Below are 19,738 nucleotides of genomic sequence, written 5' to 3'. Positions count from 1 at the left end.
CCCCCAGATCACGGGACGACGTGCCGACTCTCTTCCGATTCCTCAGTTGATCAGCTTCAATCGAATTGCCTTAGCTACCAACTGGGTGCGGTTGACGCAATCGAGTTTTTTGATCGCATTCGTCATATAGGCGTTCACCGTATGGTCCGAGAGCGTCAGGATCTGGCCGATTTCGATCGAGGTCTTGCCCTGGGCCGTCCATCGCACAACTTCTAGTTCTCGGTTCGATAGCGCGGTATGCGCGCATTCCTCGTTGCGCTTGACTGCATTGTATGCATCGAGTGCATGGAGAATGATCATTACCAGCTCGTTGATCTCGCTCTGGCCGAGTGCGGTGCGCTCGCCGCAGAACCAAAAGACCAGGCGCTGGCCGTCGGCTGCGATGGTCGGCATGGCAACGCCTGCCGGTATGGCATGGCGCAACATCAGGGCGCGCAGTTCGGCGGGAAAGGCCTGACCACTGACGGCGTCGTTGAGGTGCCAAGCCGGCGGCACAGCGGACTGCCTCAGCCTTAGGCCGAAAGGGCAGCCGCGCATCATGTGGGCGCGGTCGAAATCCCTGACATAGGCGGCCGGAAGCGAGCTCTCGATCAGCAGAGGTTTCAAGAGAAGGTCTTCGGGGGAGGGGGCGTGCATCAGCGTCGCATGCGACAATCCGAAGGCTGTGGAAACCCTGCCGAGCGCCTGCGCAAAAAGGCTGCGCGTTCGAGCGGTCGCAAGCTCTGCCGAAAGCAATGACTGTCTTTCAGAGGTAGTCATGTAAGACATTTGTACGCCTCCGGCAGCCTCAATGTTACCGCTATCAAACACAGAAAATCTGCAGGATGCTAGCCCAATTAACTTAAGGCAGGCCGATTCATTCAAATTGTGAGAAATTAGCCACGGGAGATCGCGCTCTGATTGAGTTTCGACTTGCAAAGATAACGTTGCGGTATCTTGAGGCGCTTCGTGACGGCATAGCTATGGCCTCACGCAGCAGGGCAGGCGGAGAATCACCTGAGTGAGTTCGATGAGAACTCCGGTCTTCTCGCACCGGCGAAAAGGCGATGGACCGGTCCACCTGCAGCGCTTTGCGCTGGAGCAGATGAACTGCGTGAACACTGCCGCAGCGGGGCGCCATGTAAGCCGGATTGCGAATGAGAGAACAAGCCTAAGAGGGCCGCAGCGGGCGTCGAAATCCGGCTTGCTGGTGTTCAATCCAATTGCTAAGCGTATGTTCAGTACAACTGAGGCAATTTAATCGTGCGCTTTGCAGTTTCCTTTTTGGTGAAGTGTCTATTTTCCAGATCATTACTTGTTTTTCTCCTTTTGACCTTACCGATCGGAGCGGTAACCTCGCAGGCTGCCGAGAAGAAGAAGGCAGCACAGCCGCCCATGAACTTCATCCTCGTGCGTAGTTTTCTCTGCCAGGAAAACTGTCCGGAATGGATATCGGCGGAGGGACGCATAACGTCCGATACCCCCGCGCGGCTGAGAAAAATTCTCAAGAAGATCGGCGGCCGGAAGTTGCCTGTCGTCTTCCGTTCGGAGGGTGGCGATGTCGATGCCGCCTATGCGATGGGCCGGATAATTCGCAAGGCCGGGCTGGAAACGGCGGTAGGCGGTACGCGGCTGAAGGGGTGCCCCGTTGGGGATACGCGCTGCGAAGCCGCTATTGCGAAGGACGGTGTCTCGGGCGGCTACACTTATTCTGCTGGTGCATACTGTCTTTCCGCCTGTCCGCTGGCGTTAGCGGGCGGTGCGTCGCGTGTCTCGTCGCAATGGGCCTTTATCGGCGTCCACCAGATCACGACCGTCTACAACAAGGTGCGTGTTTCCTATCGCATCGAATACAAGATCGTGAACGGCAAGAAGAAGGAAATCTCCCGCAAGGAGGTTGGGCGCAAGGTGGCGGGGCAGAGCAGTTCCACCAAGCTTGGAAAGAAGGCTACCGCTGCCTTGACGGCCTATTTGAAAGAAATGGGCGTCAGCGAAGATGTGATCGGTCTGATGATGAGCGCCACGCCTGACAACATCAATATCGTACCGGCTGCAGAGGCACTTCGAACAGGTCTCATCACGGACATGCTGTCTTACAATGAGTGGCCCGGCATGCCGCTCTGCGCGCCGGATGCAGCGGCCCAAGCTGTGTGTCACGGCCATCCGGTAGCCGAAGCGCCCGTGGCGGCTAAGGCGCCTGTATCTGAGACGCCGGTGTTTGAGTCGCCCGTGCAGGATGCGGCCGCAGACATAAGCGAGAGACTGCCGAGAACCCGACCGATGGACTTTCTCCTGATGTACAATGGCAATTGCCAGGAGGAGTGCACGCAGTGGATTTCCGCGGATGGAGACATCACGCCGGACACGCCGGCTCGGCTGAAGGCGATGTTGACGACGCTCGGCGAAAGAAAGCTGCCGGTCGTCCTTCAGTCTAATGGCGGGGACATGGATGCGGCTTTCGCGATGGGGCGTATGATCCGTGCGGCAGGTCTGGAGACATCAATTGGCAGAACGCAATTGCCGAATTGTCCTAAGCTGGATCCGCGTTGCATAGCCAGCATCGCCAAAAGCGGACCGACCGAGGGTGAAGTCTTTGCCGGCCGTGCGTACTGCCTTTCGACCTGTACTGTTGTCTTGACGAGCGGAACGCCGCGGATTGTCGGATATTCCGCTATCGGCCTCGTCAGACCCACGGCGGCTGAATATACGAAATTCTTCGCCTACTTCGACGAGATGGGCGTCAGGGCCGAGACATACGAGACCATGATGCTTGCGACATCAATTGAGCAACGGAAAATACTTCGTTCTCAGGCGCTCGATCTCGGCATCATCAATGGGATCATCCCTTATGATGAGGAGCCCGGTTATCACCTGTGTGGGCCGGATGCCAAGGAAAGCCTTCGATGCCCCAGAAAAGCTGAAGCAGAGACCGTTCCTGCTGCTGCTTCGGTCAATTGATATCGGGACGCGAAAGAGCATAGCGCGGCGTTTTGCGTCGGGCAGCTGCTTGTTCACCCGCTCAAAGGGCCCCTGTGCCGTCCTCTAAGCCTTATCCTTCAAATCGTTCTTTGACGTGACGCTCATGAGCTTCTCCAGGAAGCCGAGCATGACGGCGGAGGCGACGAAGGCGAGGTGCATCAGCGTGAGCCACATGATCTTGCCGTCCTCGTATTGGTCGGCGTTGAGAAAGACCTGCAGCAAGTGGATGGAGGAGATGGCGACGATCGAGGAGGCGACCTTGATCTTGAGGCTGCCTGAATCGAGCTTGCCGAGGAAGGAGACCTCGTTGTCGGCCTCGCTGGCCTCGTCGAAGCGGCTGACGAAATTCTCGTAACCCGAGATCATCACCATGACGATCAGGCTGGCGACGAGGGCCGCATCGATCAGGCTGAGCATGGCAAGGATCATCTCCGCCTCGTCGAGGGCGAAGACGCCGGAAGCGATCTTCAGGAGCTTGTAGCCGAAGGAAACCGCGTAGACGGCGAGCGCCGCTACCAGGCCGATATAGAAGGCGACGAGGATCCAGCGGCTCGACAGGATGATGCGCTCGATGATGAGTTCCAGTACTTTCATGTCTTCACCCTGTAAAACCGCGATCGTTGCCCGCCACATAAACATCCGGCGTGGCGGCCGCAAGGCGCGGCGCTATTCACACCCCGCCGATATTTCGCTATCCCGATAAAGAGAGAACAAATAACTCCGCGTCTGCGGAGGTCGGGACGGGGAACATTCATGCCATCCATCAAATCCGATATCGAGATCGCGCGCGCCGCAGCCAAGAAGCCGATTTTCGAGATCGGGGCGAAGCTCGGCATTCCGGTCGAGCAGCTCGCTCCCTATGGTCACGACAAGGCAAAGGTCAGCGCCGAGTTCATCGCCGCGCAGACAGGCAAGAAGGACGGCAAGCTGATCCTCGTCACCGCGATCAATCCGACGCCGGCGGGCGAGGGCAAGACGACGACCACCGTCGGGCTCGGCGACGGGCTGAACCGGATCGGCAAAAAGGCGATTGTCTGCATTCGTGAGGCTTCTCTCGGCCCCTGCTTCGGCGTCAAGGGCGGGGCGGCCGGCGGCGGTTACGCGCAGGTCGTGCCGATGGAAGACATCAACCTGCATTTCACCGGCGACTTCCATGCGATCACCTCGGCGCACAATCTGCTGGCGGCGATGGTCGATAACCACATCTACTGGGGCAACGAAGAGAATATCGACATCCGCCGCATCACCTGGCGGCGGGTCATGGACATGAACGACCGGGCACTCCGCAGCATGGTCTCTTCGCTCGGCGGCGTTGCCAACGGCTTTCCGCGCCAGGGCGGCTTCGACATCACCGTCGCCTCCGAGGTGATGGCGATCCTCTGCCTTGCCACCGATCTCAAGGATCTGGAGCGGCGGCTCGGCGACATCATCATCGGCTATCGTTTCGACCGGACGCCGGTGCATGCGCGCGATCTGAAAGCCGACGGCGCCATGGCGGTGCTGTTGAAAGATGCGATGCAGCCGAACCTGGTACAGACGCTGGAGAACAATCCGGCCTTCGTGCATGGCGGGCCCTTCGCCAACATCGCCCATGGCTGCAATTCGGTAACGGCGACAAAGACGGCGCTGAAGCTCGGCGACTATGTGGTGACGGAAGCAGGCTTCGGCGCCGATCTCGGCGCGGAGAAATTCTTCGACATCAAGTGCCGCAAGGCCGGGCTGAAGCCGGATGCGGCGGTGATCGTCGCCACCGTCCGGGCGCTGAAGATGAATGGCGGGGTGAAGAAGGACGATCTCGGCACGGAGGATGTCGTCGCATTGAAGAAGGGCTGCGCCAATCTCGGCCGGCACGTCGCCAATGTCCGCCGTTTCGGCGTGCCCGTCGTCGTGGCGATCAATCATTTCGTCTCGGACACCGATGCCGAGATCGCGGCAGTGAAGGAATTTGTCTCGAGACTGGGCGCTGAGGCGATCCTCTGCCGCCACTGGGCGCTGGGTTCGGCCGGCATCGAGGAACTGGCACACAAGGTGGTGGAACTGGTCGAGTCAGGACAGGCGAAATTCCAGCCGCTCTACGGCGACGATCTTTCGCTGTTCGAGAAGATCGAGATCGTCGCCTCGAAGATCTATCACGCCGGCGAAGTGACGGCCGACAAGGCGGTACGCGACCAGCTGCAGACATGGGAGGAGCAGGGCTACGGCAATCTGCCGATCTGCATGGCGAAGACGCAATATTCCTTCTCGACCGATCCGAACCTGCGCGGCGCGCCGGAAGGCCATATCGTCACGGTGCGAGAGGTGCGGCTTTCGGCGGGAGCCGGTTTCGTCGTCGCCATCACCGGCGAGATCATGACGATGCCCGGCCTGCCGAAATCGCCGTCGGCGGAGCGGATTTTCCTCAACGATCAAGGTTATATCGAGGGATTGTTCTGATCCTGGGAGCGCTGGACGGGCCGTTCGGCCAGACGACGCTGGCGCTTCTCAAAGTCCGGATCGATGAACAGCCAGATGAAAAGCTTTTCCAGAGGGGCGGAAAACAGCATTCCGATGACAAGGAACCAAGGCAGTTCGCCGGTAACCGATCCAATGGCGACGAAAGAGAGAGCGGCAATCAGCTATGCGATGATCTTCATTCGCCGCCAACCCTTGTCTTTGCATTTGCATCTTTGATTTGGATATTTCACGGCCTGATTCAATCGCGGATTGCAGGCTTTTGAAACAATTATGTCCTCTGCTCACGAACCGCAACGTCCGGTTTCAGAGGGATCGGACATAGAGGGGCCGTTGAGGTATTTGCAGAAGCGCCAACGACCGCCATGCCCATCATGCTCGTTCAACGTTCAGTTCTCGGCCAAAGCCAAACTGGCAGGCCGCGATGCGTTTGCAGAAACCAGATGCTACATGAGTTAGATTTCTTCTGGAGGTTGTAAAATGAGAGACTGAACAGGTTTTGGCCGCGTGCTATGATTGAAGCCGCATTCACGACAACACGCCTAGAAATGACCGAGGACCGGGAGGCAGGGGTCCTGTCGTTGAGGCAGATCAAAAGATGCCCCGTCAGGCGATGTCAGTATGACGCGGAAGAAAAAGGGGGGAACGATGAAAAACACATCCGTGAAGCTGATTCTTGCCGGGCTCATCAGTCTGGGCTTTCCCTTGGCGACCGCAGCCCAGGAGGCCACGGATATCGGCGCGCTCGATAAGGCCACCGCCAATAGGGCGTTTGCCAGCAAGCCGGCCTATTCGCCCTATGCAGGGCGTAACTTTCCGACCCGGCCGTTTTTCGGCGACACTCATTTACACACCGGAGCGTCGTTTGATGCCGGGGCATTCGGTGCGAGGCTGACGCCCCGCGATGCATATCGCTTCGCGCGCGGTGAGGAAATCATGGCGTCGAGCGGCCAACCGGCCAAGCTGTCGCGGCCACTCGATTTCCTGGTGGTCGCAGACCATTCCGATAATATGGGCATGTTTCCTGATCTTTTTGCCGGTAAGCCGGATGTTATCGCCGATCCGCAGGCCAAGACTTGGTACGATATGATCAAGTCGGGTGACGGCGGCACGGCAGCGCTGGAGATCATCTTCAGCTTCGGCAAGGGAACGCTTCCTAAGTCGATGATCTATGGCCCGGAGACGCGTCCCTACAAGACAGCGTGGCAGGATACAGTAAAAGCCGCCGAAGAGTACAACGATCCCCGCCGATTCACCGCCTTTATCGGCTACGAGTGGACCTCGAACACTGCAGGAAACAATCTGCATCGCAATGTGATCTTCCGCGACAACGGCGACAAGGCGGATCAGGTCGTTCCCTACACGACCCTGAAGCCGTTGGGCAGTGACAACCCCCGCGACCTGTGGAAATGGATGCAGGCGTATGAAGAGAAGACAGGCGGCAATGTGCTGGCGATCGCCCATAACGGCAACCTGTCTAACGGTCGCATGTTTCCGATGATCGAGTCATTCACTGGCAAGCCGGTCGACAAAGAATATGTCGAGGAGCGTGCAAAGTGGGAACGTCTCTACGAGACAAGCCAGACGAAGGGTACCGGTGAGGCCCATCCCACCCTGTCTCCAAACGACGAGTTCGCCGATTTCGAGATCTGGGATTTCGGCAATCTCGATGCCAGCGTCCCCAAAACTCCGGATATGCTCGAGTTCGAATATACGCGGTCCGCATTGCGAAATGGCCTCAAGCTCGAAGCGCAGCTTGGCACGAATCCGTATAAGTTCGGCTTGGTCGGCAGTTCCGATGCGCATACAGGACTTGCGGCCATGGAGGAGGAAAACTTCTTCGGCAAGACGACGCCGCAAGAGCCAAGCCCGGAGCGTCTCACGGCGACTTTCGTAAAAAATCCTAAAACGAATATCATGGTCATGGATTGGGAAGTGGGCGCGTCGGGTTATGCCGCCGTCTGGGCGATGGAAAATACCCGAGAGTCGATCTGGGATGCGATGCAGCGCAAGGAGACTTACGCCACTACTGGACCACGCATGACCGTGCGCTTCTTTGGCGGCTGGGACTTCGAGCCAGCCGATGCCCAGAGCCGCAATCCCGGCGCTGTCGGATATAGCAAGGGCGTGCCTATGGGCGGCGACCTCACTACCGCCCCGGAAGGCAGGGCGCCGACATTCCTCGTCGCTGCGCTGAGGGATCCGATCGGGGCCAATCTCGACCGCTACCAGATTGTGAAGGGCTGGCTCGACGAGAACGGCGAGACCCACGAAGAGGTTTACGACGTTGTCTGGGGCGGCGACCGCAAGCCGGGCGCCGACGGCAAGGTGCCGCCGGTCGGCAACACTGTGGACATCGGGAATGCCAATTGGACCAATACCATCGGCGCACCGGAATTGATCGCGGTCTGGAAGGATCCGGGCTTCGATCCGAAGCAGAAGGCCTTCTATTACGGGCGCGTCATTGAGATTCCGACACCGCGCTGGACCGCCTATGACGCCAAGCGGTTCGGCGTCAAGCCGCTGGAGGGGACGCGGATGACCGTCACCGAACGCGCTTACACCTCGCCGATCTGGTATACGCCTTGATGTAAGGGCATTTTTTCACGATGCCGGCGGCTATGTGGGCCGCCGAACCTTTCGGGCCCATTCACTCCGTAAACGAGCAAGTGCGATGGTGTTGAAGAGTGTTTTGAGGGAGCCGCTGGTCCACTTCCTGCTGTTCGCGCTACTAATTTTCGCGGCCTACCGGGCAATCGGCACCGACGCGAAAGACAGGCCGGACAGCATCGTGGTAACGGCACCGAAGATCGAGCAGATGGCCATCCTGTTCACCAAGACCTGGCAGCGTTCACCGACTGCGGAAGAACTCAAGGGCCTCATCGACGACTATGTGAAGGAGGAGATCCTCGTTCGTCAGGCGCTTGCGCTTGGGCTCGACAAGGACGACACGGTTGTTCGTCGCCGCTTGCGCCAGAAGATGGAGTTCCTGAACGTCGCGGACGCCGATGCGCTCGGTACCACCGATGCTGAACTGGAGGCCTATCTGGCGGCCAATCCGAGGGCGTTCGATATCGATGCGAAGCTGGCATTCCAACAGATCTTCCTCAACCCGGAGCGGCGTGGCGAGACAGTCGCACGGGACGCAACCTCCAACCTGCAGGTACTGCTGACCAATCCTGCGGTAGATTACACATCGCTCGGTGATGCCACTATGCTTCCGTCCGATCTGCCACTTACCGACAAGACATCGATCGCTCAGACTTTCGGGATGGATTTCGCCGAGGCACTCGACAAGGCTCCGGTGGGGCAGTGGACAGGTCCCGTCCTTTCGAGCTTTGGATTTCATCTCGTCCGGGTGGTGGAACGCAAGCCAGGCCGAGTGCCGAGCCTCGACGAGGTGCGCGACGCCGTGACGCGCGAGTGGATCAATGCAAAACGGAGGGAACTCGATGACCAACGTTTTGCGGAGCTTCTTAAAGGGTATGTCGTGCGCATCGAGAGCCTAACCGACGCGAAAACCAGCCCATGATGCGGCTCGGAGCCCTACTGGGCCTACTCCTCCTGGTATTTCTAAGCGTGCCGGGATACGGCCATGAAATTCGGCCAGCTTATCTCGATATGCGCGAAACCGCCCCGAACGAGTTCGCGGTCGTTTGGAAGATCCCGGCGCAAGGCGAGATGCGGCTCAGCCTTTACGCACGCCTGCCGGTCTCGTGCAGGGAGAAGGCCATACGCACGAAGTCGATCGAAGGTGGCGCATATATCGAGCGATGGACGGTCACCTGCGCAGGCGGGTTGAAAGGTGGCGAAATCGGTATCAACGGGCTGCAGTCAACCATGACCGATGCCCTGGTCCGCATCGAATACGCGCGCGGCAATAAGGAGATTGCCCGTCTCAAGCCGGAAATGCCATCCTTCGCCGCAGCCGGCGCGCAAACCAGCATCGAGGTGGCGAAAACCTATTTCCTGCTGGGGGTCGACCACATCCTTTCCGGCATCGATCATCTGCTTTTCGTTTTTGCTCTCATCCTGCTCATTCGGGATCGATGGATGCTGATGAAGACGATCACGGCCTTCACCGTCGCTCACAGCATCACTCTGGCTGGAGCGTCGCTTGGATATTTCAGTCTGCCGCAGAGGCCAGTAGAAGCAACGATTGCCCTCAGCATAGCGTTTGTCGCCAGCGAACTGATCAAGATCAGGCCTGGCGAAAGGCGACTTTCCGAGAGCTATCCGTGGGTCGTGGCTTTCGCGTTCGGGCTGCTGCATGGTTTCGGCTTTGCTGGCGCTCTCAAGGAGATCGGTCTGCCGCAATCGGATGTGCCGCTCGGCCTTCTGACATTCAACCTTGGCGTCGAGGCGGGACAGCTGATCTTCGTGGCCGCAGTGCTGATCCTGTTCAAGGTGGCGGGCGCCTTGAGCACAATACGGCCCACGCTGGCACGTCAGGGGGCAGCCTACATCGTGGGCACCGCCGCGATGTTCTGGCTGGTCCAAAGGATCGCAAGCCTGGCGGCTTGAAACCGCGATCCACCGGAAAGTCTGCTTCACGCGCCGTAAGCGGAAGTCGGGGTGCTGAGCGGCAATGTCGCATCTGGAGGCCAAGCAGATTGCGCTTGGCCTTTCGGCCTGCCGAGAAGGATCATGCGATACGCAAGCTCGCCGCCATGCGGCTTTGCTTTCAGCATTATGCTTTAGTGACAATAACGATAGTTGCCCTTCCTCTCGATGACGTCGAGATGGAAATGCGTTTCGTGGGCGGCGTCGCTTTCCGGGTCGAGGACGGTGGTGAAGTAGAGGCAGCCGGCGGCGCTGACGGTGCGCTGGAAGGCGCCGGTGAGCGTCGGATCCTCGCGACGGGAGCGGACGGCGACATCTTCGCCCTTTTCGAAATGGAAGCTCGCAATGTCGATGGCGTTGCCGCGGGCATGTTCGGAGATCTTGCCCGTTTCGGCGCCGTTGCGCAGGCGGCACATATAGGACGTTGCCTGGTTGACGGTGGTGATGCGGCCCCGTTCCGGCAGAGCGGCGGAGGCCGCCGGGATGACGCTCTCCTTCATCCAGCGGGCAAGGGCAAGGGCTGCCGGGCAACGGATCGTCGCCTCCGGCTTCAGCTTGATGCCGGGCAGGGCTTCGGAGACGATGATCGGCTTGTCGATGCCGCAGCCATTGCCGTCGTCGATGCGCGGCGCGTCCTTGAAGACGACGCCCAGGGCCTGAAGCGCAGCCGTGCACTCGGCGTGGTCGGCATCGCTTTCGGGCTCGATCGTCAGATGCTGTTCCTCAAGTGTTTGTGCGGCGGGGGGCTTGTTCTCCTCCGTCGGACCCTGCGGGTTTTCCTTCCCTGGGGGAAGTGGCGGACCCTGCATTGGTTTGGCGGGTTCGGTTTTCGGTGTCGCCGTTTCGTTCGGCGTCGATGTCTCTGGTTTTTGGGTCTCTGGTTTTTGATTGTCGGGCTTCGGTTCAGGAGTGGGCATTTCTGCGGCCGGCGGCGGTTGCGTGCCTCCGGCATTTGAATCGGGGGTGGGTGCGGAACTGCCCTCGATATCCGGCCTTTGTTGTGGCAGAGGGCCGTGAACGGGCAGGCGGGCACCGGCAAGAACGGCGGTTGCGGCGAGAAGGATCGCCAGTATCGCAAGTTTTCTCAACGCATCCGATTCCCTGGTGTCGATAGCTAGGGATAACGCAAGCGGGCGGATTTCGTTGCAATTTCGCAACGTCGGGAGAGATCATTAAAACTTGATAATTTTATTCAACATAAGTCGCTGGTTTATGTTGACAATACTTCTCATGTTTTTTATGCGGCAAAAAGAAGGCGGAATTCTGCATCGTCTTCATCCGCAAAAGCCCAGCCAGCCCATCGAGCGTTCGACGCGCCACGACCAGCCAGCCCGGTAATCATCATTAAGGGGTAGGTTATGATCGTCCGGCATTGGCGTTCGGTTCTATTGGTCTGCACGGCAGCCACAGTTGTTCTTCCTGTTTCGCAGTCTTTCGCGCAAAGCGCTCCGGCAACCACGCCGCAAGCGACGACGGAGGGCAGCACTGTTCTGCAGAAGATCGTCGTCAAGGGCAAACGCGTGGCGCCGGGCAGCGTCGCCGACACGCCGCTTGCGACTGAGATCACCGCCAAGACGCTGGAAGAAAAGCAGGTCACCAATTTTGACGATATCGGCCGCAGCGTCGATGCAGGTGTGAACTATTCACGCGGCGACGCGGGCTTCAACCTGCGCGGCCTTTCCGGCGCTCGCATCCTGACCACCATCGACGGCATTCCGATCCCGTATCTTTCGAATAGTTCGCGCCAGGGCGCTTTCGCGCCGGCCAACGCCAATGGCGGCGGCGACACCTTCGATTTCGATTCGCTTTCCTCGCTCGATATTGTGCGAGGCGCGGATTCGAGCAAGGGTGGCTCGGGAATGCTCGGCGGCGCCATCGTTCTCAATACGCTCGAGCCGGAGGATCTTATTCCCGAAGGCCGTGATTGGGGTGCGATCGTCAAGTCGACATACGACAGCGAAGACCGCAGCATTTCCGGCTCGGCGGCGGCTGCCAAGAAGATCGGCAACACGTCGATCCTGTTTCAGGGCGGCTACCGCAAGGGCCATGAACGCGACAATATGGGTGACAATGACAGCTATGGCCGTCCTCGTACCGAGGCGGATCCCGCCGATTTCGACCAGCACAACCTGCTCTTCAAGCTGCGCCAGGAGCTCGAAGGTGGTCATCGCATCGGCCTGACGGCCGAACGCTTCCGGCGCGATCTCAAGACCGACCTGCGCGAGCTCCAGGGCGGCACTACGCCCCGCAACTTCCTGATCGACAATTATGACGGCCGCGAATTGCGCGACCGCGACCGAGTTTCTCTCGATTACGATTATGAGGCGCAGTCTTCCGACGCATTCTTCAGCAGTGCGCGAGCCACGCTTTACTGGTTGGATCTGAAGAAGGAAGCCGGCAGCAGAGGCCGTACGACTGCCAATGTGGCTTATGGCCGTAACAACCAGGTAGAAAACGAAACCTGGGGCTTCAGCGGCACGGCGACGAAGGATTTCGAATATTCCGGTCTCAGCCATTCCGTTCGCGTTGGTCTCGACGTCGGCGTTTCGAGCTGGAGCCAGTATAGCTGGGCCCTTTGCCCGACGCCCACAACGTGCCCGGCGCTGAACAACCAGGCGGAAGTGCCCAATGTCGACAGCCAGAATCTTGGGCTGACCTTCGAAGACAAGATCGAAATCGGCAATACCGGCTTCGCGCTGACACCCGGCTTCCGCTTCGACTGGTTCAACTACAATCCCTCGACCGGCGGAAGTTTCGCAAGCAATACCGGGCTTAGCCGTTTCGGGGACCTGAACGATCGGACGGAAGCCGGCCTGTCGCCGAAGATTCTTGCGACATACGAGCTGACGCCTGACGTGCAGATTTACGCACAGCTGGCAGTCGGTTTCCGTGCACCCACCGTGGACGAGCTCTACAGTCGCTTCTACAACCCGACGGGTCGTTATGCCCAGCTTGGCAATCCTGATCTGGAACCGGAAATCGGCCGCGGTGTCGAAATCGGCGCCAATTTCGACACGGGCGATTTTACCGGTCGGATTGCGGCTTTCCACACCCGCTACCAGAACTTTATCCAGACGGTGACGAGCGTCGACGCGACCGGCTTCACGACATTTAATTACACCAACGTGTCTGCCGCCACGATTTCGGGTGTTGAAGCCAGTGCCGTCAAGACGTTCAACAACGGCATCAACCTGCATGCGTCGCTTGCCTATGCCTATGGCCGCAACGAGGATACAGGCAAATACTTGCGATCGGTTGCTCCCTTCAAGGCGATCATCGGCGGCGGTTGGAGCAACGACAACTACGGTTTCGATCTTTCCTCGACGCTTTCGGCAGCCATGCCTGACGACGATGTTGCGGCCACATTCGATGCGCCCGGTTATGGTGTCGTCGATCTGACGGCATGGTGGACGCCGGAACAGTTGAAGGGTCTGCGGATCCAGGGAGGTGTCTACAACATCTTCGATCAGGAGCATTACAATGCGCTCGCCGTGCGCGACGTCAACCTGACCTCGGTGACGGCGTCGCAGCCGCAGGAGTGGTATTCGGAGCCGGGCCGTACGTTCAAGGTGTCGATCACCAAGACTTTCTGATCACGATCACCTCTTCAAGGCTGGGGAGGGGCGGCTTTCGGGCCGCCCTTTTTCATTCCCGCATTCGCCTCTTGCGCAATGGCTGATCTCAGGCTAACAATTTTTCCATGATCAAGTCCTTGAACATTGCAGTTTGGTGGTGGGTTCGCTAAGGCGGCCTCGACCAATCGTGTTCAAAGACGACGAGTGAGCCGCCCGAAACTTCGAGGCGGCTTTTTTTGTTTTATGGCCGCCTGTCGTCCGGGCCCCGATAACGGAGTGGAACAATGGTAACGATCCTGCGGGATGATGGTGCGGAAATCTACGAGACCAAAGGCGGCATATCAGTCACGCGGCAGCGGCGGGCGATCCCCTACGGCGATGCGGTCTCTTCCTATGTCGACAAGCTCGACGAGCGCCGCGGTGCGGTGTTTTCATCGAACTACGAATATCCGGGCCGCTATACGCGCTGGGATACCGCCGTCGTCGATCCGCCGCTCGGCATCTCTTCCTTCGGGCGCGACGTCTGGATCGAGGCCTATAATGAACGCGGCGAGGTAATCCTCGGCTTCGTGACCGAGCGGCTGAAGACGGTGTCCGACATCGTGCTCGGCGCTTCTTCCGCCCGTCGCCTCGACCTCGCCGTCAAGACGCCGGACCGGGTGTTTACCGAGGAAGAGCGCTCGAAGATGCCGACGGTCTTCACCGTGCTGCGCGCCGTCACCGACCTGTTTTATTCGCAGGCGGATGCGAGCCTCGGGTTCTACGGCGCCTTCGGATACGACATTGCCTTCCAGTTCGACGCGATCGATCTGAAGCTGACGCGACCCTCCGACCAGCGCGACATGGTGCTCTACCTGCCGGACGAGATCCTCGTCGTCGACAACTACGCCGCCAAGGCCTGGGTCGACCGTTACGACTTCGAAAAAGACGGCGTGACGACCGAGGGCAAGGCCCAGGATATCGCAGCGGAGCCCTTCAAACACACGGATGCCATTCCGCCCAAGAGCGATCACCGGCCAGGCGAATATGCCGAGCTCGTCACCAAGGCGAAGGAAAGTTTCCGCAAGGGCGACCTCTTCGAAGTCGTGCCCGGGCAGAAATTCATGGAGCGTTGCGACAGCAAGCCGTCCGACATTTCCAAGCGGCTGAAGGCGATCAATCCGTCGCCCTATTCCTTCTTCATCAATCTCGGCCATCAGGAATATCTGGTCGGCGCCTCGCCCGAAATGTTCGTGCGCGTTTCCGGCCGCCGCATCGAGACCTGCCCGATTTCGGGCACGATCAAGCGCGGTGACGATCCGATCGCCGACAGCGAGCAGATCCTGAAGCTCCTGAATTCGAAGAAGGACGAGTCCGAGCTCACCATGTGCTCTGATGTCGACCGCAACGACAAAAGCCGTGTCTGCGAGCCGGGTTCGGTCAAGGTGATCGGCCGCCGGCAGATCGAGATGTATTCGCGCCTCATCCACACGGTCGACCATATCGAAGGGCGGCTGCGCGACGACATGGACGCTTTCGACGGTTTTCTCAGCCACGCCTGGGCCGTCACCGTCACCGGCGCCCCGAAGCTCTGGGCGATGCGCTTCATCGAGAGCCATGAAAAAAGCCCACGCGCCTGGTATGGTGGGGCGATCGGCATGGTCGGCTTCAACGGCGACATGAACACCGGCCTGACGCTGCGCACCGTGCGCATCAAGGACGGTATCGCCGAGGTGCGCGCCGGTGCGACGCTGCTCAACGATTCCATTCCTGACGAAGAAGAAGCCGAAACAGAACTGAAGGCCTCTGCAATGCTTTCCGCCATCCGAGACGCCAAGACCGGCAATTCCGGCAGGGTCCAGCGCGACGTCGCGAGCGTCGGCAAGGGCGTCAGCATCCTGCTCGTCGATCACGAGGACAGCTTCGTCCACACGCTCGCCAATTACTTCCGCCAGACGGGGGCGACGGTTTCGACCGTGCGCACGCCGGTGCCGGAGGAAATCTTCGACAGGCTGAACCCGGACCTCGTCGTGCTGTCGCCCGGACCTGGAACACCCAAGGATTTCGACTGCAAGGCGACGATCAAGAAGGCGCGGGCGCGCAACCTGCCGATCTTCGGTGTCTGCCTCGGTCTGCAGGCGATCGCCGAAGCCTATGGCGGGGAACTGCGCCATCTGGCACTGCCGATGCACGGCAAGCCGTCGCGCATCCGCGTGCTGGAGCCAGGCATCGTCTTCTCCGGCCTTGCCAAGGAGGTGACGGTCGGCCGCTACCACTCGATCTTCGCCGATCCCTCGACGCTGCCGCGCGAGTTCATCATCACGGCGGAAAGCGACGACGGTACGATCATGGGCATCGAACATGCCAAGGAGCCGATCGCCGCGGTGCAGTTCCATCCGGAATCGATCATGACGCTCGGTGGCGATGCCGGGATGCGGATGATCGAAAATGTCGTGGCGCATCTGGCACGCAAGGTGAAGACGAAGGCTGCCTGACCGCAATTTCGCCTGGCCCTTCCTACTGTGGGAAGGGCCGGCCATTAGGCCGTCGGGCCGCGACTTGACTTCTTCCGGCAAATCAGAACATTTCAGGAACGATCAATTGGAACCTATCGCCGTGGCCAATGCTGAAAAGTTCATCGTTCTCCCTTACCGCAAGAACCGTGGCAATCTCGTGCCCGGCGAAATGCGCCAGGCATCGAACTCCGTCAGCGCGGAAAAGATCGCTTCGGCGATGGCTGGGCGTTTCGTCGGCGTGGCCGCCTATGCCGTGATCGTCGACGAGGAAACCGGCGACATGTCGTCGCCGCGATTGCTTGCACGATATGGCGAGATTGCCGATCTCAACGCCGCCTGAGGCGCCGTTTTCACCATGGAGACGTCGCTCTACCTGCCGGTCAAAGCCTTCCTGGAGGCGGCCGGTTATGTCGTGAAGGGCGAGGTCGGCGGATGCGATCTCGTCGGCTTGAGCGGTGCCGAACCGCCGGTCGTGGTGGTCTGCGAATTGAAACTCTCCTTCAACCTCGAACTGCTTCTCCAGGCGGTCGATCGCGCCGCGTTGAGCGATGAAGTTTGGGTTGCGGCCCGCGTTTCCGCCAAGGGCCGCGGGCGAGAGGCCGATAGACGCTACCGCGATCTCTGCCGAAGGCTCGGTATCGGCATGCTCGGCGTCTCCGATGGGGGCGAGGTCAGCGTCATCGTCAGTTCCGTCTCGCCGATGCCGCGCACCAATCCGAAACGGCGCTCGCGCCTTGTCAAGGAGCATCAGCGCCGCCGTGGCGATCCCGCCGTCGGTGGCGGCTCGCGGGCGCCGATCATGACCGCCTATCGCCAACAGGCGCTGCTCTGTGCTTCAGCACTCGCCCAGGGACTGGTGCGGCCGCGGGATATGAAGGCGCTTACGCCCAAGGCCGGCTCGATCCTGCGTGACAACGTCTACGGATGGTTCGAACGCGTGGACAAGGGCGTCTACGCCCTGACGTCTGTAGGGCAGGCTGCTCTTTTGCGCTGGCCGCAATCTTTGCTCTCCGACCCCGCTCGTTGAGCCGCGCTGTACCGGGCATCGGGATCGCTCGTTGGGGCTGTTTTCCGGCCGGGGACGGTAACGCCTGTGAAGGGCGTGTCATTCCCCTTTGACAAATCCTCCATCATCGCCCATATCACCCTCAACTGAACCGCCTGCGCGACATTCGCGTGGGCGGTTTTGCGTTTCAACGGCTTAGATGCTGCAATTCATTCGCAACCGCAGGGGGACGATATGAGTGACAACGGCGATCTTACGGTTCGGAAGCTGGCGATGTGGGGGATCCCACTGTCGCTCGGCGTCATGGGTCTGAAGATGGTGGCGTGGTGGGTTACCGGGTCGGTGGCGCTGCTGTCGGACGGGCTCGAATCGTCGGTCAACGTCGCTGCCGCCTTCATCGCCTTCTTCGTGATCCGCTATGCGCAGAAGCCGGCCGATCACGATCACCCCTTCGGCCATCATAAGGCGGAATATCTGTCTGCCGTGACCGAGGGCGTGCTGATCGTCGTCGCTGCCCTGCTGATCGTCGACGAAGCCGTCGGTTATCTCGCCGCGCCGCGCATGCTGGACGCACCTGTGCTCGGGCTTGCGATCAATTTCGCGGCCGGTGTCATCAATGCGGTCTGGGCGCGGTTGCTGATCAGAACCGGACGCAGGCATCGTTCGGCGGCACTGACGGCGGATGGACAGCACATCATGTCCGACGTGGTGACCTCTGTCGGCGTGCTCGTCGGTCTGCTGCTGGCGCTGGCAACGGGCTATGCGATCTTCGACCCGGTGCTTGCCATTCTCGTTGCCGTCAACATCCTCTATCAGGGCTGGAAGGTGATCTCGCAATCGATTGGCGGGCTAATGGACCAGGCGGTGGAGCCGCAGGAGGAAGAAGCGATCAAGCAGGCGATTGCCACCCATGCGGCGGGTTCGATCGGTGTGCACGACCTGAAAACGAGGCGGGCAGGCACCGTCACCTTCATCGATTTTCACATGGTGGTGCCCGGTGGGATGTCCGTGCGGCAGGCGCATGATATATGCGACCGCCTTGAGGATGCCATCAGGGCAGTGCACGAGGGCGCCACTATCGCAATTCATGTGGAGCCGGAGGGCGAAAAGGCTCACGGCATCCGCGTCAAAGTCGTCAAGGAGGCATAATGCCGAGTACCGATGTTTCCAGCCTGTCGATGCTGGGTCAGCAGACCGAAACCGCGCAATCACCGGAGGAGGCGGTGCTTGAAAAAGTGCCGTCCAACCATGCCGGCACCGATTACGTCGTGCGCTTCACCGCGCCGGAATTCACCTCGCTCTGCCCGATGACCGGGCAGCCGGATTTCGCCCATATCGTCATCGACTACATTCCGGGCGAATGGCTGGTGGAATCGAAGTCGCTGAAGCTCTTCCTGCATTCCTTCCGCAATCACGGCGCTTTCCACGAGGATTGCTCGATCTACATCGCCAAGCGCATCGTCGAGTTGCTCGATCCCCGGTGGCTGAGGATCGGCGCCTACTGGTATCCGCGTGGCGGCATTCCGATCGACGTCTTCTGGCAGACGGGCAAGCCGCCGGAAGGCGTGTGGCTGCCGGAACAGGGCGTTGCCAGCTATCGCGGCCGTGGGTGAGTTGCGTTCGGGCGCAGCCCGAGCAATCGATCCAGTGAATCGATTGCAGCAGCGAACGCCCTGAGCCCAAGCGAAGGGCCGGGCGACGGTGCGGCAATGTAAAGCCAACGGCCGCCCATTCTTTGGCCGCTAGATCTCACACATCCGTAACGTCGTCGCTGGACGAGTCGTCGGCGTAATCGTCGCCGTCGTCGTAATCGGCCTGCTGCACGTTGGCGTTGTCGTCGTCCTTGTCGCCGGCGTTATCGGAGGCCTGGCGGGTGTCGTCATTGCCGTAATAGTTGTTGATGACGGTTTCCTCTGTGGGGGCGCTGGCATTGCCGAAGGGATTGGCGCCGAAGGGCGAGCCCCAGCCGAGCGAGGACATGTGGTTGCCGAAGATGCCGCTCAGCGAATTGGCAAGCAGCATGCCGCCGGCAACGCCCGCTGCCGTGCCGAGTGCGCCGCGCAGGAAGCTGCCGCCGGCCGACGGCGCATAGGCCTGCTGGCTCCAGGGGCCGGTCGGCTGTTGTGGCGTCTGGCGGACATTGCCGTCGCGGGGATCGTCATAGCTGCGGGACTGGCCCCAAGGACCGGGGTTGGACGGAACTGGGGCCGGCTGCTGCGTCTGGGTGTTGCCGAAGATCGAGCTCAGGAAGCCGCCGCCCTGTTCGGCCTGGCGGTGTTCGCTCACGCCGGCTTCCAGCTGGCGAACATGCTCCTCGAGTTCCTTGATGTGGTTGGCGGCCGCCTCCAGCCCCTTTTCTTGAACAATGACGGCCTGGGCCAGATAATAGGTGGCCGACGGCTGCTCACGCGTCGCTTGGTCGATCAGGGCTTCGGCGTCGCGGTCGCGCGGCGTGGCTGCGGCGGTGCGCACGCGGTCGAAGAGGGCGGTCAGCAATTGGCGTTCTTCGGGTGACATTGTCCTGCCTCCTAATGATCTGATGCGGCATTTGCCGCGTGAGGCTGAGGTAGGAACCGATTTAGGCTTTTCAAAGCCTTTCGCCGTTACAATTCAGTAAGGCTTGCAGAACGGCGCGCGGCTTCTTAAGGATATCTCCATCGCTTCGGTGCCTTGTGTTTTTCCCGCATTGT

16 protein-coding genes are annotated in these 19,738 nt (G+C 60.0%); 12 read left to right on the top strand and 4 right to left on the bottom strand.

Annotated elements, in window-relative coordinates; all coding sequences use genetic code 11:
• Nucleotides 1-42: 42 nt before the first annotated feature.
• The gene (locus tag AB8B31_RS15565) at nt 43-768 is read right to left on the bottom strand and encodes a helix-turn-helix transcriptional regulator (RefSeq protein WP_018243091.1); all 726 of its coding nucleotides are present in this window, start codon (nt 766-768) and stop codon (nt 43-45) included.
• A gap of 474 nt (nt 769-1,242) precedes the next feature.
• Between AB8B31_RS15565 and AB8B31_RS15560 the strand changes: the two genes are divergently transcribed.
• Nucleotides 1,243-2,937 carry a hypothetical protein gene (locus tag AB8B31_RS15560; protein WP_028732937.1) on the top strand — a complete coding sequence of 565 codons (1,695 nt, stop codon included), beginning with the start codon at nt 1,243-1,245 and terminating at the stop codon, nt 2,935-2,937.
• 84 nt (nt 2,938-3,021) lie between these two features.
• Here AB8B31_RS15560 and AB8B31_RS15555 read toward each other — a convergent pair whose 3' ends face one another.
• Complete coding sequence (locus AB8B31_RS15555; RefSeq protein WP_080671775.1) at nt 3,022-3,552, bottom strand: TIGR00645 family protein; 531 nt, start codon at nt 3,550-3,552, stop codon at nt 3,022-3,024.
• Between the two features lie 159 nt (nt 3,553-3,711).
• Between AB8B31_RS15555 and AB8B31_RS15550 the strand changes: the two genes are divergently transcribed.
• The 5 genes from AB8B31_RS15550 (at nt 3,712) to AB8B31_RS15530 (ending at nt 9,933) form a co-directional block, all read left to right on the top strand.
• Complete coding sequence (locus AB8B31_RS15550; protein WP_028732936.1) at nt 3,712-5,391, top strand: formate--tetrahydrofolate ligase; 1,680 nt, start codon at nt 3,712-3,714, stop codon at nt 5,389-5,391.
• 75 nt (nt 5,392-5,466) lie between these two features.
• Nucleotides 5,467-5,628: a hypothetical protein gene (locus tag AB8B31_RS15545; RefSeq protein ID WP_162769097.1), complete on the top strand. Its 162-nt coding sequence runs from the start codon at nt 5,467-5,469 to the stop codon at nt 5,626-5,628.
• A gap of 429 nt (nt 5,629-6,057) precedes the next feature.
• The gene (locus tag AB8B31_RS15540) at nt 6,058-7,998 is read left to right on the top strand and encodes a DUF3604 domain-containing protein (protein ID WP_028732935.1); all 1,941 of its coding nucleotides are present in this window, start codon (nt 6,058-6,060) and stop codon (nt 7,996-7,998) included.
• Between the two features lie 85 nt (nt 7,999-8,083).
• A complete protein-coding gene (locus tag AB8B31_RS15535) occupies nt 8,084-8,941 on the top strand; it encodes a peptidyl-prolyl cis-trans isomerase (RefSeq protein ID WP_032998395.1) in 858 nt (285 codons plus the stop codon).
• Nucleotides 8,938-9,933 (top strand): HupE/UreJ family protein, encoded by a 996-nt coding sequence (locus AB8B31_RS15530; protein ID WP_028732933.1) that lies wholly within the window; start codon nt 8,938-8,940, stop codon nt 9,931-9,933. Before AB8B31_RS15535 ends, AB8B31_RS15530 begins: the two co-directional genes overlap by 4 nt.
• A 173-nt stretch (nt 9,934-10,106) precedes the next feature.
• Here AB8B31_RS15530 and AB8B31_RS15525 read toward each other — a convergent pair whose 3' ends face one another.
• Complete coding sequence (locus AB8B31_RS15525) at nt 10,107-11,060, bottom strand: extensin-like domain-containing protein (protein ID WP_028732932.1); 954 nt, start codon at nt 11,058-11,060, stop codon at nt 10,107-10,109.
• Nucleotides 11,061-11,330: 270 nt separating this feature from the next.
• Between AB8B31_RS15525 and AB8B31_RS15520 the strand changes: the two genes are divergently transcribed.
• From AB8B31_RS15520 to queF, 6 genes are all read left to right on the top strand, one after another.
• Nucleotides 11,331-13,565: a TonB-dependent hemoglobin/transferrin/lactoferrin family receptor gene (locus tag AB8B31_RS15520; protein WP_028732931.1), complete on the top strand. Its 2,235-nt coding sequence runs from the start codon at nt 11,331-11,333 to the stop codon at nt 13,563-13,565.
• A 266-nt stretch (nt 13,566-13,831) separates the two neighbouring features.
• Entirely contained in the window at nt 13,832-16,021 is a 2,190-nt protein-coding gene (locus AB8B31_RS15515) for an anthranilate synthase (RefSeq protein ID WP_028732930.1), read from the top strand.
• A gap of 121 nt (nt 16,022-16,142) precedes the next feature.
• Nucleotides 16,143-16,382, top strand: a complete 240-nt coding sequence (locus AB8B31_RS15510) for a hypothetical protein (RefSeq protein WP_028732929.1) — start codon at nt 16,143-16,145, stop codon at nt 16,380-16,382.
• Between the two features lie 15 nt (nt 16,383-16,397).
• Entirely contained in the window at nt 16,398-17,069 is a 672-nt protein-coding gene (locus tag AB8B31_RS15505; protein ID WP_028732928.1) for a DUF2161 domain-containing phosphodiesterase, read from the top strand.
• 213 nt (nt 17,070-17,282) lie between these two features.
• The gene (emfA, locus tag AB8B31_RS15500) at nt 17,283-18,197 is read left to right on the top strand and encodes a CDF family cation efflux transporter EmfA (protein WP_026230710.1); all 915 of its coding nucleotides are present in this window, start codon (nt 17,283-17,285) and stop codon (nt 18,195-18,197) included.
• Nucleotides 18,197-18,661 carry a preQ(1) synthase gene (gene queF / locus AB8B31_RS15495; RefSeq protein ID WP_018446703.1) on the top strand — a complete coding sequence of 155 codons (465 nt, stop codon included), beginning with the start codon at nt 18,197-18,199 and terminating at the stop codon, nt 18,659-18,661. The genes emfA and queF overlap by 1 nt, the downstream gene beginning before the upstream one ends.
• A 136-nt stretch (nt 18,662-18,797) precedes the next feature.
• Here queF and AB8B31_RS15490 read toward each other — a convergent pair whose 3' ends face one another.
• Nucleotides 18,798-19,565, bottom strand: a complete 768-nt coding sequence (locus AB8B31_RS15490; RefSeq protein ID WP_018243075.1) for a DUF2076 domain-containing protein — start codon at nt 19,563-19,565, stop codon at nt 18,798-18,800.
• Nucleotides 19,566-19,738 lie beyond the last annotated feature (173 nt).

Source organism: Rhizobium sp. 62_C5_N11_2 (assembly GCF_051811185.1).
In the GTDB taxonomy this organism is placed as follows: domain Bacteria; phylum Pseudomonadota; class Alphaproteobacteria; order Rhizobiales; family Rhizobiaceae; genus Rhizobium; species Rhizobium leguminosarum.
The sequence above is the reverse complement of the archived record's forward strand: the minus strand, read 5'-3'. Positions and strand labels throughout refer to the sequence as shown.